We start from the raw sequence: 12,011 nt of genomic DNA, 5'->3' as shown, positions 1-12,011 counted from the left end.
GGCCACGTTTCTTACTTCAGGCCAAAATGCTTGACCATAGGCTGATCTTCGGGATCAACGTTGATGTCCAGGTTTTCAGCCATACCCCAGTTCAACACTTGATGGTGGATCGGAATATACAGCTGTTCATCCTGCACCACGCGCCAGATCTCGGCGATCGCTTGATCTCGCGCGACGAGATCCGTGTTCGAGGCCAGCGACTTGATCTTGGCATCCAACTCATCATTGTCATACCCGGTGCCGTTCCACGTCCCGATGTCGCTTTCACGACCATGGACCAGGAAGTTGAAGATGTATTCCGAGTCATACGTCGGAACGCCCCAACCCAGCATGTAGAAATCGGTCTTTCCGTCCGTGATCAGCGGGAAATGTTGTGCTTTCGGTTTGGCATCCAGATTCACAGTGATGCCAATCTGACCCAGCATCCCGACAGCGGCCTGACAGATACCTTCGTCATTGATGTACCGGTCGTTGGGACAATCCAGCCGGATCGAGAATCCGTCCGGATAACCCGCTTCGGCCAAAAGCGCCTTTGCACCTTCAACATCCGTGCTGCTTTCACTGTCCATCTCGGCAGTCCAGCCGTTCACGAAAGGCGGGGCGATCATCCCGGCAGGTTGCGACTGACCGCGCATGACCACCTGTTGGATGGCATCTCGATTGATCGCTTTGGACATGGCCCGACGAACGCGGACGTCGGCAAGTGGGTTCTTGCCATCGACGTTATCCGCCTCGATGTCATCCGAGCCCTGGTTCATGCCAAAGAAGATCACCCGGTTTTGCGGCGCTTGTTTGACGACTAAACCGTCGACGGCATTCACCCGGTCCAGGTCCTGCACCGGCATATCCTGAAGGAAGTTCACCTCGCCCGACAGCATCGCCGCAACGCGGGTCGCGTCATTCTGGATCGGGGTATAGATGATTTCGCTGATCGCCATCGGGAACTGATCACGCCCCCAATAATCTTCGTTCCGCTCCATCACCGTTTTGACGTCTGGTTCGCGGCTGACCAGTTTGTAGGGGCCGGTTCCATTCACATTGACGGTCGCAAAGGTGATCTCGCCGCCTTCAAAGTCCTGAACGTTGACCGCGTTATTCGCCTCGGTCCAGCCCTTGTCCATGATGAACAGGTCTGTGAGGTTCGCAGGAAGAATGGGGTTCGGACCGTCCGTCTCGATCTCGATCGTGTGGTCGTCGACAGCGCGCACCTCGACAATCGAATTGATCAGTTCTTTCATGTCCGAGTTCGGCTGCTTCGCCCGGTTGATGCTGAACACCACGTCTTCTGCTGTGAAATCGGCGCCGTCATGGAATTTCACGCCCTGACGCAGGTTGAATACCCAGACATTCGGATCACTCTCGCTGGGGGCCCAATCGGTCGCCAGCGCAGGTTCAAACGCACCGCTCGTATCGCGAATGATCAGAGGTTCATACATCTGGTGGCGCACGGTATGCGTCGGCCCTTCGTTCTGCGAATGCGGGTCAAGCGTCAGCGCATCCCCCGAGCGCGCCCAACGCAGAGTTTCGGCACTGGCCAAGGACGTCGTCGTCATCAAAAGCGTCAGTACGAGTATTGGATTTTTCATTATTTTCTCCCATATTGCAGTCGTTTAACTGCATTGAATTCACGATACCGTGTCGCAAATTTCTGTTAACGTTATGGCTGCGGATAGCATACCAACTGCGAATACATGTCAATCGTTCAACTCGGTTTTGATTTGCTAAACACAAGCGACACGGGACTTCAGGGGGACAGCCACTCTCCCAAAGAACACCGCATCAAGTGTCTATTACTCAGACGAGACGAACACAAACCGCAATCATCAAGCTTCATGCTCCGACAAGTAAATCCAGATAGCGTTGACGGGAACTGCGTTGCTCACACACTGGATGGTTGTCCGCTTTCAGAAGCGATCGCCACGCTGTTTTAGACCCGCCGCCAGATTTCCAATCATCCCGAGGTGCTTTCGCTCATTTGCAATGCGCACAGAGCGGTCGTTTGAGCAGATCACACCACCGATATATTAGGTCCGCACGGTAGACATTGAAAAGACTTGCGACGTACGTCTGCTGTGCGGACGAAGCTGCCTTTCGTTCTTGAAAGTCCAATGTCTGCATTCGCGGCTTCTAATGTTCGCGGTCGCACAGGTTGTGGTCGGCTAGTGAAGCTAACACGTAGCAGTCCCCGGATACACCTTCACCGTCGCAGCCTTTGGATATTCGGCTGAGTTCCTTTTCAAGCATTCTGAGACGTTTGATCTTGGCTCGGACCTCTTCAAGTTGGGATACCGCAATATCCGTCGCAGCCTCACACGACCGGTCTGGATGATCCTGCAACTCAATTAGCGAAGAGATCGCTTCAATCGAAAACCCTAGATCGCGTGCATGCCGGATAAAGCTCAGCCGCTCCAACCCAGCCTTGTCGTATCGCCGTTGGTTGCCGGACGTGCGCTCTGCCTCGGGCAATAGTCCCATATCCTCGTAGTACCGGATGGTCGGAACCTTGACCTTTGTCCGCTTTGAAAGCTCGCCGATAGAAAACATGATGATACCTCTTGAACCTCTAGTCACTAGAGACATTACACTATGTATAAGCAAAGATTAAAGAGGATTCCCATGGCTGGTTGCTGCGGACATGACGCTAAGTTTGACGGCGTTTCAGATGATTACAAAAGGCGGCTCTGGATCGTCATAGCGCTTAATGCGGCAATGTTTGTTGTCGAGATGACAGCGGGTCATCTAGCCAAATCTCAGGCATTGCAGGCTGACGCTCTCGACTTTGCGGGCGATGCGCTGACCTACGGCATTTCGCTTGCAGTCATCGGGGCCTCGCTTCGTGCCCGGACGAATGCGGCGCTGTTCAAAGGTGTCAGCCTTCTTCTGATGGGCCTCTGGGTGTTTGGATCGACAGTCTATCGCGTCTTCTATGTTGGCCTACCGACCGCAGAAATTATGGGGATCGTCGGTTTTCTGGCACTGCTCACCAATATGGCGAGCGTATTGTTGTTGGTTCGTTACAGGGACGGTGATGCCAATGTCCGGTCGGTCTGGCTGTGTTCGCGCAATGACGCGATTGGGAACGTGGCCGTGATGTTTGCAGCACTTGGTGTCTGGGGCACGGCAACGGGTTGGCCTGACCTGATCGTTGCAACCATCATGGCCGGATTGTTCCTGTCATCGGCCTTCCAGATCGTGCGCCAAGCTTTGGAAGAGCGGCGCGCCATCACCACCGACCATGAACATGTGAAAATCTGATGCAAGCGATCTTGATCATCATCGGCCTTGTAATCGGGGCAAGCACCCTAGCCGCGATACTTTGGTCGATCGCATACCCTGATCGCCGCCTCTGGCCACCAAAGCGCTACACCAAGGCGACTCCCGTATTGGTTTGGGTTCCGACATTCACGCTGTTCAGCATCCTGATCGTCCTTGGGTTCATGAATTGGGGAAGCCTGCCAATCCCGACTTTGCTGCGGTTCGGTATTGGCATTCCACTGATCGTTGCGGGCAACGTCATCGTGTGGTCAGAGGTCGCGAAGTTCGGGATAGCCCAGACTGGCGGCGCGAAAGGGTCGCTTCGGACATGCGGCTTGTACCGCTATTCTCGCAACCCACAGTACGTGGCCGATATTGCAATGATTGTCGGCTGGATCGTGCTTTCTGCGTCACCTGGGGCGGCTCTCATTGGTTTTGCCGGAATAGTCGTCCTGATGGCCGCGCCATTCGCCGAGGAACCATGGCTCAAGGAGCATTACGGTTCCGCGTTTGAGGACTACAAGGCAACGGTCCGACGGTTCATTTCGCTGAACGAACACCTGCATAAAGCAGACCTTCGCCATGATGCGGCATCTTGGTAGGTTTGGGCTCAAAGCGGTCATTCGCTGCAACTTGCTTGAACGTCTGCTTTGCGGACCATGCTGCCGTTTGCTTCAGTTGCAACGTCGAAAGGCACATCCGGCGCCAAAGCGCGGTGGAATGACATCGCAAGGTCTAACTCCGAGCCCAAACCAGACGCTTACCGAATTTTTTTAGAGATTGACTATCCATACTTGCAGAAACCTGCGTTGCGGGTTTCCTTCTGTAGTTCAAGATATCCACTGTTTCGCCAGGGTTCGAGGAGTTACTATGAAAACAGCCGTTGTGACTGGTGCCGCGGGAGGGATGGGACAGGCTATCTGCCGCCAATTGCGGACATGTGAGTTCCACGTCCTTGGACTGGACCTCAACGCGGAGGGCTTGGATGAACTGGCGGCAGAGTTAGGTTCAAATTTCACACAATTCTGCGTTGACTTGACGGATCCAGTTGCAATCGCGCAGACGTTTGATGGCATAAAGTCAGCTTATGGCGGCCTCGATGCTTTGGTAAACAACGCTGGCACCTGCTTCATGTCCGACTTCCCGCATATACCGCCCGAGGAACTGGAAAGGCAGATGGCAATCAATTTCAACTCTGCGTTCCATTGTTGCCAGCAGGCTGTCCGATTGATGTTGGAACGCGAGGGCGTCAAAAAGATTGTGAATATCTCATCAAACGGAGCTTACAATTTCGATGTATTTGACCCTCCGCACTACCGGGCATCAAAGGCGGCGATGGATACCCTTACGAAAGACCTAGCCCGTCGATACGCAAAGGAAAAAATCTGTGTGAACTCGCTGGCGCCAGCCATGACCGAGACGCCCTTGTTCAATGTCTTGTCTGAGGAAGTCTTGGAGAAAGCCGTTGGCGCCATGCCGCATGGTCATGCGATGCAGCCCGAGCAAGTCGCCTCTTGGGTCAGTTTTCTCATTTCACCGGCCGGTGACGTTTCCAGCGGAAATGTAATCATTCTGAATCAAGGGCGGGACGTCAGGTAGTTTTCAGGAAGATCAATCGATTTCGGGAAAGGTGGACCACCGGTTGGGGTCAACGGTAGACCTCTGGTGCTTTCTTCAGAACTGGCCATTGATTTGGACAATGCCCATAGATCACAAAGGCGTTTCGCTCGGATGCTAGACGCATCAACCTGTCTGCGCTGGCAATCGCGGCTTCTTCGTCCCATGACCCTGCAAATTTCTCATCGATTTCTGACGGTCGGGATATCGCGTCACTGGTGAGCAAAACCGGACCCGAGGGAAGATCGACCATCAGGGCGATCTGGCCTGGTGCATGACCGGGTGCCGCCATTACCAGAATACCTGGTCCAATCTCTACGTCGCCATCAATCAAAAAGTAATCCCGATCGGGCCACTCCAAAGGCTGCACACCGCCCCAATACAATGGACGAGGCAGAGCCCGCTCCACGGAAGAGATCAGTATCGGAGTGCTCGGAAAGTCGCCCAATCCCCCGATATGGTCGATATGAGTGTGGGTACAAATCTGCAACGTAATGTCTGATGGAATGAGACCGAGCTTTGCCAGTTGCGCGCGTGGCAGATTTTCCGGTTCACATTTCAGGACTTCGCCAAACTCGAACAAAAGATCTTCTTTGACCGCGGCTTCGGTATCGGTCGCATATTTTTCGGGAAACCCGGTGTCGATGAGTATGGCTTCTCCCAGATCCGTCCGGATCAGAAAGCCGCAGATCCCAATGATGCGACCAGTGGAATGAACCTTGAACAGCCCGTAGTCCAATACTGCCAGGTCAATCGGCCGCCCTTTGACAAATCCCTCAGCTTGCACAAACTCTCTCCCTCATCGACTGCAAGGATTTTGAGTAGAGTGTGAAAGTCAAGGAGTCCGTCGTCGCACTGACCACTATTCTAGCTATCACCCAGCCCAGCAGTGCTGCGGGTGAAGCTTTGAGCGAGATTGGCAGTTCAGATCGGAAAGCGGTCTTTTCTTTAGTCACGTGACCAACAGTTAAACGTCTTGGCAGAAAACCACTGATTTTTGGCCAACCTGCAGATTTTGGCTAGACTTAGAGAGTTCCCCCAACGCACAGAAAGTTTGTCGGCATTCCCGACTTATCTACTGTGCTATCCGGAACGCCCCAACCCTTGGGATTATAACGATTAATAGCCAAGGAGGCCACCGGGAGAGTGCCAGGACGCCCGGGACCAATGTCGCGACTTAATTTTTCCCAAGAGCGCATTCGGGCCACCGTCTGTCAAACTTGATCAGCCGTGCTATACATGGCGTCAAGATACGAAAGGCGAAATTTAATGGACGCACCAGTTATCCAACTGATATTTATGCTAGCCTTGCTGCTTGGCGTGATCTGGCTTTATATCCTGCCGATCACGATGGCGGGGCGGCGTAACCGATCCGGTTTGATCTGGTTCCTGATCGGTCTGGTTGGATCACCGCTTTTGGCCATCCTTTTACTACTGGCTTTGGGTGACGCACCCGAGCATCCAGCAACCTAGTTTTGTGAACGATACCGTCAGACACACAGAAAGGCTCCACCGGAGGGTTTCTGGACACCGGTGAGCCGAAACGGCCTTCTCAGCATGCAGGGAGGCCTTGAATTGAGTCACGACACTTTCGGAAGAGAAGAAAAGTACTCCTTCCCACTCTCGACGGCCGTGTAGTGCAATCCTACGGATGACCGATCTGTTTGAAGAATCCTAGAACTTTGTCCGTGACCCGGTCATAGCGGCAGTTCTGACGAACGTCCGACACCGTTAGGAGCAGCCAATGAGGTTGGTGCCAGTTTGGCGGTCCTGCCCCCAACCATGAGACTTCTTGCTACATATGCCGACGCTGATGTCGTTGTTGTGAAAACGGTCATAACCGGTGGGATTGAAGATGCCGGCGCAGCTCATACTATCATCTGGGGATTTTTACTGACTTTGTTATTGGAATTTTGCTGATCGCGCGCGGCCGCGGGTTGGAAGCTTCGGCTAGTTCGCTGATCATCGGCGCGCTGCTATTTGGTGTTTTGCATTGCTCATGTGCGTCTTATGGGCCCAACCAATGAATAATGACTTGCGGCGATTCATTCACGAGACACGGACGGATTAGGGATTGACCTCGGTAGGTTCCTATTTTCAAAAGCCACCTTCATCCTTAGATCTTTTGGTTGCTAAAGTGTTTTGGAAACATCGATTGCAGTACAAACAGGCAGATCCTCAAAGCCTCCGAAGGTTTGAAGATCTCTGAGTGCAAGTGGTAGTCGGTCCAGAGCCCTTCCAGCAAAGCAACCAATGCGTCTGTTGCAAGATTGGCGTCTACGTCATCGTACTGGCCTTCAACCTTTATTTGCTCCAACAGCTCCAGTATCGCCGCCCTGAAACCTTTGTCTCGCGAGTCGATGAAAGGAAATACCTTCGGGTTCGAGAGCGCTTCGGCCCGGAAGGAAAACCAAATTGCGACGTCCCGTGCATTTAGGACCAAGGGATCGAAGTCTGCCTCAATGAAAGAGATTAACTTGTCTGCCGGGTTCAACTCGGGATTGGCTGCGATGACCTTCCACTGCTCCGCGTAGCGGACTGACAATTCCTCAGCCACCGCAAGCAGAAGCTTTTCTTTGGAGCCAAAGTGTAGGTTTACCATCCCTTGCGACAGTCCCGACAACTCTTGGATTCTCGCCGAGGTCGTGCCGCGAATTCCGTACTTATAGATGGCCTCTGCAGCCGCTTGGATCAACTGCTTTCGGTTCTGCAGCTTACCCAGATCACGGGCATTGGTTGGGATATCAGGCTCGAGAGTAATCTTGTTTGTCCTCCGCTGGGTGGTCGCACTTTGTCTTCTCGCATTCAGCAGAGCGAAAGTTCAAGAATTGACATTGAATGAATGTTCGTTCATTTTGTGATTTCCATTTCATCAAGGCGCTGCATGACCCTTTCCAACTCTGACTTTCGGTCCATTCGCGAGTGGGACAACGAACATTTCCTGCACCCGTGGGAAGGTATGTCATGCCTGGGCCAAAACGAACGCACCTTTGCAGAAAGCGGTCTGGGCGTTCACGTCTTCACTGAGGACGGAAAGCGCCTAATAGACGGCCCTGCTGGCATGTGGTGTATGCAATTGGGCTATGGAAACACTGAAATTGCCGATGCCATGGCCCAGCAGGCGAAAGAGATGGCGTATTTTTCGCCCTTCAACAATGCCAACTCAGCCCCCGCCCGGTTGGCGCATGAGATCGCCAAGAGGACGCCGGGCGACCTGAACCATGTGTTCTTCACGACAGGTGGCTCAACCGCCGTGGATTCCGCTCTTCGGTTTGTGCAGTTTCGCAACAACCTTCTGGGCAAGCCTGAAAAGAAGATCGTGATATCGCGGCAGAAAGCCTATCACGGATCGACCTACCTGGCGGCCTCAGTGTCCGGAAAAGAGCGAGACAAAGGTTGGCTGGACCAGGCAAGTCACCTGACGCGCTTCCTGCCGAATGTGAATCCTTATTCGCGTCGCCCCGAGCAGACAGTCGACGACTTTCTGGACGAAAAAATAGCGGATCTGGAAAACATGATCCTGCAGACCGGAGCAGACAAGGTCGCAGCTTTCATCGCTGAACCGATCTTGTGCTCTGGAGGTGTCATCGTACCTCCACCGGGATATCATCTGCGCTGTCTGGAAATCTGCCGAAAGTACGATGTCCTGTATATCTCGGACGAGGTTGTGACTGGGTTCGGACGGCTTGGGCATTGGTTTGCGTCCGAAGCCGTCTTCGGTATTCAGCCGGATATCATCACCTGCGCTAAGGGAATGACTTCAGGGTATGTGCCGATGGGGGCCTGCATCATTTCTGATCGGCTGATAGCAGAAATAAGCGGCGAACACGCCCAGGACGCTACCTTTTCTAATGGCTTCACCTATTCGGGCCACCCAGTAAGCGCGGCGGCCGGTTTGAAGACGATCGAAATCATGGAGCGTGACGGCGTTCTTGAGCATGTCCGCGCGATCACGCCGCTGTTCGCAGAACGCCTTCAGGCCCTAGCTGAATTGCCGCTCGTCGGTGATGCCCGCGGTATGGGGCTGGTTGGATGCGTTGAGTGTGTTGCGGACGCCAAAGCCGATAACTTGCTGGATCTTGATAAATCAGTTGGCGCATTGATCGATCATCATTGTCAGGAGAACGGACTGATCCTGCGGCCAATCATCAATATGTGTGTGTTTTCTCCGCCGTTGATCATTTCGGAAGACGAGTTGAACCAGATGTTCGACATCCTTGAAAAGGGCATCCGGCTGGCGACCGAGGACCTGACGCGCCAGAATGCGTTGAGAACTTAGGAATGGCTTCGGGGTGGCCTCGCAACCTTGCAAATGGCGGCCCCTACCGCGACCTGCTACGCTCACCCAGCCTGCATTACTTCAGGCGGCAACTTGATCGGAAACCTGGATCGAACCTCTTCATCAGCCTTTCTGCCAAAGTAGTTCGGGTAGTGATTGGATAGGATATCGTTCACAACCGACCTGCTCCGCTCGAACATATCCTGACGGCCTGCCTTCTCCCAAGTGTCGGTAAGCTCCCGATCCATCAAGGTTGGATAGACATACTCGGTCTCCATGTATTGCAAGGTCTGCGCATTACCAAGGAAATGACCGGGATCTATTGCGCATTCGTGGATGACGTTGACCGAAAGCGTATCGTCACTCACCTCGATCCCGCGCAGTGTTCGAGAGATCATGCCCGCTGCCTCGTTGTCGATCACCATTGACTCAAAGCTACAGCCCATCAGGCTGCCGAGCATCCCGCCAAACTCGCACAACCGGTTTGCTCCCGCATGGGCCGCCAGTGCGAATGTAAGCGCTTTTTCCAGCCCATATTGCGCATCGGGGATTTTGGAATCCGTCATTCCACATCCGACGCTGGTTGGTAGGTTGTAGAAGTTGCCCATCTGAATAGCAGCGGCTGAAATCAAAGCCTGCTCGCCACTTCCGCCGGTAAACGATCCAGTGCGCAGATCAGTAATGAACGGCCATGCCGCAAAGACGACAGGCGTTCCTGGATTGATCAGGTTGGCCACGGCCACGCATGAAAGGGTCTCGGCTACCGCCTGCGCCAGCGTGCCGGCCAATGGCGCTGGTGACGTGGCTCCGGCTTGTGGCGGAACGGCAAGGTCGCAGACAAGGCCCATTTTCGCAGTATCAATCAGGATTTCCAGGTTTTCCCGCCCGAACCGAAGCGGTGAGACGATGGGACAGCCTCCAAAAATCACCGAAGGCTTTTCAAGGAACTTTCCCTCCCCGCCCGATGCCAGATCGAACATATGAATGGCGTCTTGTATGTGTTCGCGCGTGCGGAATGTCAGGCAGGACGGTTTCTCGCTTCCCGCCAGAATGGCGTATAGCATGCTCATGTCATGCTCGTAGTCCTGCGGGACATCCGTAGCCAGAACCGTATCACCGGTCATGTGAATGTTGTCGAGCCGATCTACAAGACGGGTGAAATCGTAGATATCCCTGAGCGTCGATGGTCGGTAACTGCGCGTTTCCGCGTCAAACGTTGTCACCGCCGTACCGGAATTTGCGTAATACACCTTGTCCTTGGTGCAGTGCATATCGTCCTTTCCGGCCCGAGATCCGCGTGCATGGACATAGAATTCGCTGGCGGCCTTGGCCAACAGGTCTTCCATCAAAGCCCGAGGAAAGCATAGCCTGCCGTGCTCGTTCACCGTCGCCCCTTTGGGCAGCACGAGATCAAGAACTTCCTGCGTTGGATCACCGACGCCCGTACGCTCCAGAATACTCAAGGCGGCTTCATGAATGCGGGCCATGTCAGCGTCTGACAGGGGCTTGTATCTTCCTCCGGTAATGCCCGGCCAGATTGCCTGCGAAGCGACGTTGCTGGTTCGCACGGCCGCGCGCGCCTCACGCCCGCCCCCGCGCCGTCTTGATCTGCGCTTCGTTAACTCTCTCATGGTGTTTCTCCGAAATCTGAGCGAGTCAGATCATGCTGAAGTAGTTGCGATAGAAGCCAGGAATGCTCCACTCCATCTCGGACAGCGGTCCCGGAACGAAATGGTGGGAGTTCACGCCTTCCTGATTGTGACGGATGATCCGCTCATCATCGAGCGACGTGACATGCCAGAGCCATGTCAACGCGTCCTTATCGTAGTCACGACCCTCTTGAGCGTCGCCGCGCACATACCAAACGATCTGAATATCCGTTTCCTGCAGGGCGCGCGGAACGAACCGGTAGCCGACCATGTGATCTGCATAAACGAGGAAGTAGTTCAAAGTCCCGATCCCCAGATCGGTGGCACCGCCGTCGTGACCCTTTAGCTTTCCCAAAGGGGGAGCCAAAGGCGTACCATCCTTGCTGCCCGTCAAATACCCGGGAAACAGCGGGTAGCGCCGCCAATAGACATCTGCACCCGGCGCGAGCGCGTTTTCTCCGGTCAGGTCCAACTCCTCCAAGGGAACTCCGACTTCGTCCATCCGCTCGCGAAGAGCGCCGCTGAACTCAAGAACTTGAGCAGGATCTTTCAACGAGTGACTGCGCGAATAGTCCTGATGAGACGGGGCGCAGTGATAGCATTCCAGATAGTTTTCCAAGGCCAGTTTCCAGTTCGCGGGAACCGGATACGAGGCTTCATGAGCGACCTTCAGATTTTCAAAGTCAAACGGCTTTGAAAGTGGAGCGAGTCGCTCCAGCGCGGCATCCAGAGGTGGTGCATTCGCGGCTGCACAGACGAATATGAGACCTTGGTATATCTTCACCTCAACCGGGAACAACCCATACTGGCCCGGATCGAAATCCGATCCCATTGACCGACCGTTCCGCAGTTTGCCGTTCAAGTCGAAAGTCCACGCGTGATACGGACATATGAAGTTGCGGGCTTTGCCTTTCCGTTCGATGCAAACCCGCGATCCACGATGGCGGCATACGTTCAGATGCCCCCGCACTTCGCCCTTACGATCCCGAACGATAATGATGGACTCGGGTCCATAGTCGAACAGGAAATAATCACCCGGTTCAGGGACCTGGCTAACATGGCCGACCCAGATCCAGTTTCGGTTCCAGAACGCACTGATATCGTTCTCGTATACGGCTTGAGACGTGTAGAAGTGACGAGGCAAGGCGAACCCTTCACGTTGCGAGCCCACCAAGTCGCGCATTACTTGCAAATCATCTTGTGGCATGGCG

At 54.1% G+C, this 12,011-nt stretch carries 11 protein-coding genes; 5 read left to right on the top strand and 6 right to left on the bottom strand.

Going from position 1 to position 12,011, the window contains the following annotated elements:
- Positions 1 to 11: 11 nt before the first annotated feature.
- Together ACR0JC_RS00185 and ACR0JC_RS00180 are read right to left on the bottom strand one after the other, a co-directional pair.
- Complete coding sequence (locus ACR0JC_RS00185; RefSeq protein WP_170339899.1) at positions 12 to 1,586, bottom strand: ABC transporter substrate-binding protein; 1,575 nt, start codon at positions 1,584 to 1,586, stop codon at positions 12 to 14.
- 541 nt (positions 1,587 to 2,127) lie between these two features.
- Positions 2,128 to 2,544 carry a MerR family transcriptional regulator gene (locus ACR0JC_RS00180; RefSeq protein WP_170339901.1) on the bottom strand — a complete coding sequence of 139 codons (417 nt, stop codon included), beginning with the start codon at positions 2,542 to 2,544 and terminating at the stop codon, positions 2,128 to 2,130.
- Between the two features lie 72 nt (positions 2,545 to 2,616).
- On the opposite strand from ACR0JC_RS00180, the gene ACR0JC_RS00175 reads away from it, so the two are divergent.
- The 3 genes from ACR0JC_RS00175 to ACR0JC_RS00165 all read left to right on the top strand — a co-directional run bounded on the left by ACR0JC_RS00175 (position 2,617) and on the right by ACR0JC_RS00165 (position 4,854).
- Positions 2,617 to 3,255, top strand: a complete 639-nt coding sequence (locus tag ACR0JC_RS00175) for a cation efflux transmembrane domain-containing protein (RefSeq protein ID WP_170340097.1) — start codon at positions 2,617 to 2,619, stop codon at positions 3,253 to 3,255.
- Positions 3,255 to 3,857, top strand: a complete 603-nt coding sequence (locus ACR0JC_RS00170; RefSeq protein ID WP_170339903.1) for a methyltransferase family protein — start codon at positions 3,255 to 3,257, stop codon at positions 3,855 to 3,857. Before ACR0JC_RS00175 ends, ACR0JC_RS00170 begins: the two co-directional genes overlap by 1 nt.
- A 268-nt stretch (positions 3,858 to 4,125) precedes the next feature.
- On the top strand, positions 4,126 to 4,854 hold the full coding sequence (locus ACR0JC_RS00165) for an SDR family NAD(P)-dependent oxidoreductase (RefSeq protein ID WP_170339905.1): 729 nt from the start codon (positions 4,126 to 4,128) through the stop codon (positions 4,852 to 4,854).
- A gap of 49 nt (positions 4,855 to 4,903) precedes the next feature.
- Here ACR0JC_RS00165 and ACR0JC_RS00160 read toward each other — a convergent pair whose 3' ends face one another.
- Positions 4,904 to 5,659 (bottom strand): N-acyl homoserine lactonase family protein, encoded by a 756-nt coding sequence (locus ACR0JC_RS00160; protein ID WP_170339908.1) that lies wholly within the window; start codon positions 5,657 to 5,659, stop codon positions 4,904 to 4,906.
- 482 nt (positions 5,660 to 6,141) lie between these two features.
- On the opposite strand from ACR0JC_RS00160, the gene ACR0JC_RS00155 reads away from it, so the two are divergent.
- Positions 6,142 to 6,345 (top strand): hypothetical protein, encoded by a 204-nt coding sequence (locus ACR0JC_RS00155; protein WP_170339910.1) that lies wholly within the window; start codon positions 6,142 to 6,144, stop codon positions 6,343 to 6,345.
- 643 nt (positions 6,346 to 6,988) lie between these two features.
- Here ACR0JC_RS00155 and ACR0JC_RS00150 read toward each other — a convergent pair.
- Positions 6,989 to 7,567 carry a TetR/AcrR family transcriptional regulator gene (locus tag ACR0JC_RS00150; RefSeq protein ID WP_254430718.1) on the bottom strand — a complete coding sequence of 193 codons (579 nt, stop codon included), beginning with the start codon at positions 7,565 to 7,567 and terminating at the stop codon, positions 6,989 to 6,991.
- Between the two features lie 189 nt (positions 7,568 to 7,756).
- Here ACR0JC_RS00150 and ACR0JC_RS00145 point away from each other — a divergent pair, with 189 nt between their 5' ends.
- Positions 7,757 to 9,151: an aminotransferase gene (locus tag ACR0JC_RS00145; RefSeq protein ID WP_170340101.1), complete on the top strand. Its 1,395-nt coding sequence runs from the start codon at positions 7,757 to 7,759 to the stop codon at positions 9,149 to 9,151.
- A gap of 62 nt (positions 9,152 to 9,213) precedes the next feature.
- Here ACR0JC_RS00145 and ACR0JC_RS00140 read toward each other — a convergent pair whose 3' ends face one another.
- Together ACR0JC_RS00140 and ACR0JC_RS00135 are read right to left on the bottom strand one after the other, a co-directional pair.
- Positions 9,214 to 10,782, bottom strand: coding sequence for a trimethylamine methyltransferase family protein (locus tag ACR0JC_RS00140; protein WP_170339912.1), 1,569 nt, complete (start codon positions 10,780 to 10,782; stop codon positions 9,214 to 9,216).
- Positions 10,783 to 10,807: 25 nt separating this feature from the next.
- Positions 10,808 to 12,007, bottom strand: a complete 1,200-nt coding sequence (locus ACR0JC_RS00135; protein WP_170339914.1) for an aromatic ring-hydroxylating oxygenase subunit alpha — start codon at positions 12,005 to 12,007, stop codon at positions 10,808 to 10,810.
- Positions 12,008 to 12,011 lie beyond the last annotated feature (4 nt).

The organism is Ruegeria sp. CH5 (assembly GCF_056537025.1).
Note: the sequence above shows the minus strand (reverse complement) of the source record. Positions and strands in the feature narration are given on the sequence as shown.

What these genes read in the sequence shown, in the direction of transcription:
- ACR0JC_RS00140 (WP_170339912.1), bottom strand. Translation starts at nt 10,782, where the DNA reads ATGAGAGAGTTAACGAAGCGCAGATCAAGACGGCGCGGGGGCGGGCGT.
- ACR0JC_RS00155 (WP_170339910.1), top strand. Translation starts at nt 6,142, where the DNA reads ATGGACGCACCAGTTATCCAACTGATATTTATGCTAGCCTTGCTGCTT.
- ACR0JC_RS00170 (WP_170339903.1), top strand. Translation starts at nt 3,255, where the DNA reads ATGCAAGCGATCTTGATCATCATCGGCCTTGTAATCGGGGCAAGCACC.
- ACR0JC_RS00185 (WP_170339899.1), bottom strand. Translation starts at nt 1,586, where the DNA reads ATGAAAAATCCAATACTCGTACTGACGCTTTTGATGACGACGACGTCC.
- ACR0JC_RS00175 (WP_170340097.1), top strand. Translation starts at nt 2,617, where the DNA reads ATGGCTGGTTGCTGCGGACATGACGCTAAGTTTGACGGCGTTTCAGAT.
- ACR0JC_RS00165 (WP_170339905.1), top strand. Translation starts at nt 4,126, where the DNA reads ATGAAAACAGCCGTTGTGACTGGTGCCGCGGGAGGGATGGGACAGGCT.
- ACR0JC_RS00145 (WP_170340101.1), top strand. Translation starts at nt 7,757, where the DNA reads ATGACCCTTTCCAACTCTGACTTTCGGTCCATTCGCGAGTGGGACAAC.
- ACR0JC_RS00180 (WP_170339901.1), bottom strand. Translation starts at nt 2,544, where the DNA reads ATGTTTTCTATCGGCGAGCTTTCAAAGCGGACAAAGGTCAAGGTTCCG.
- ACR0JC_RS00135 (WP_170339914.1), bottom strand. Translation starts at nt 12,007, where the DNA reads ATGCCACAAGATGATTTGCAAGTAATGCGCGACTTGGTGGGCTCGCAA.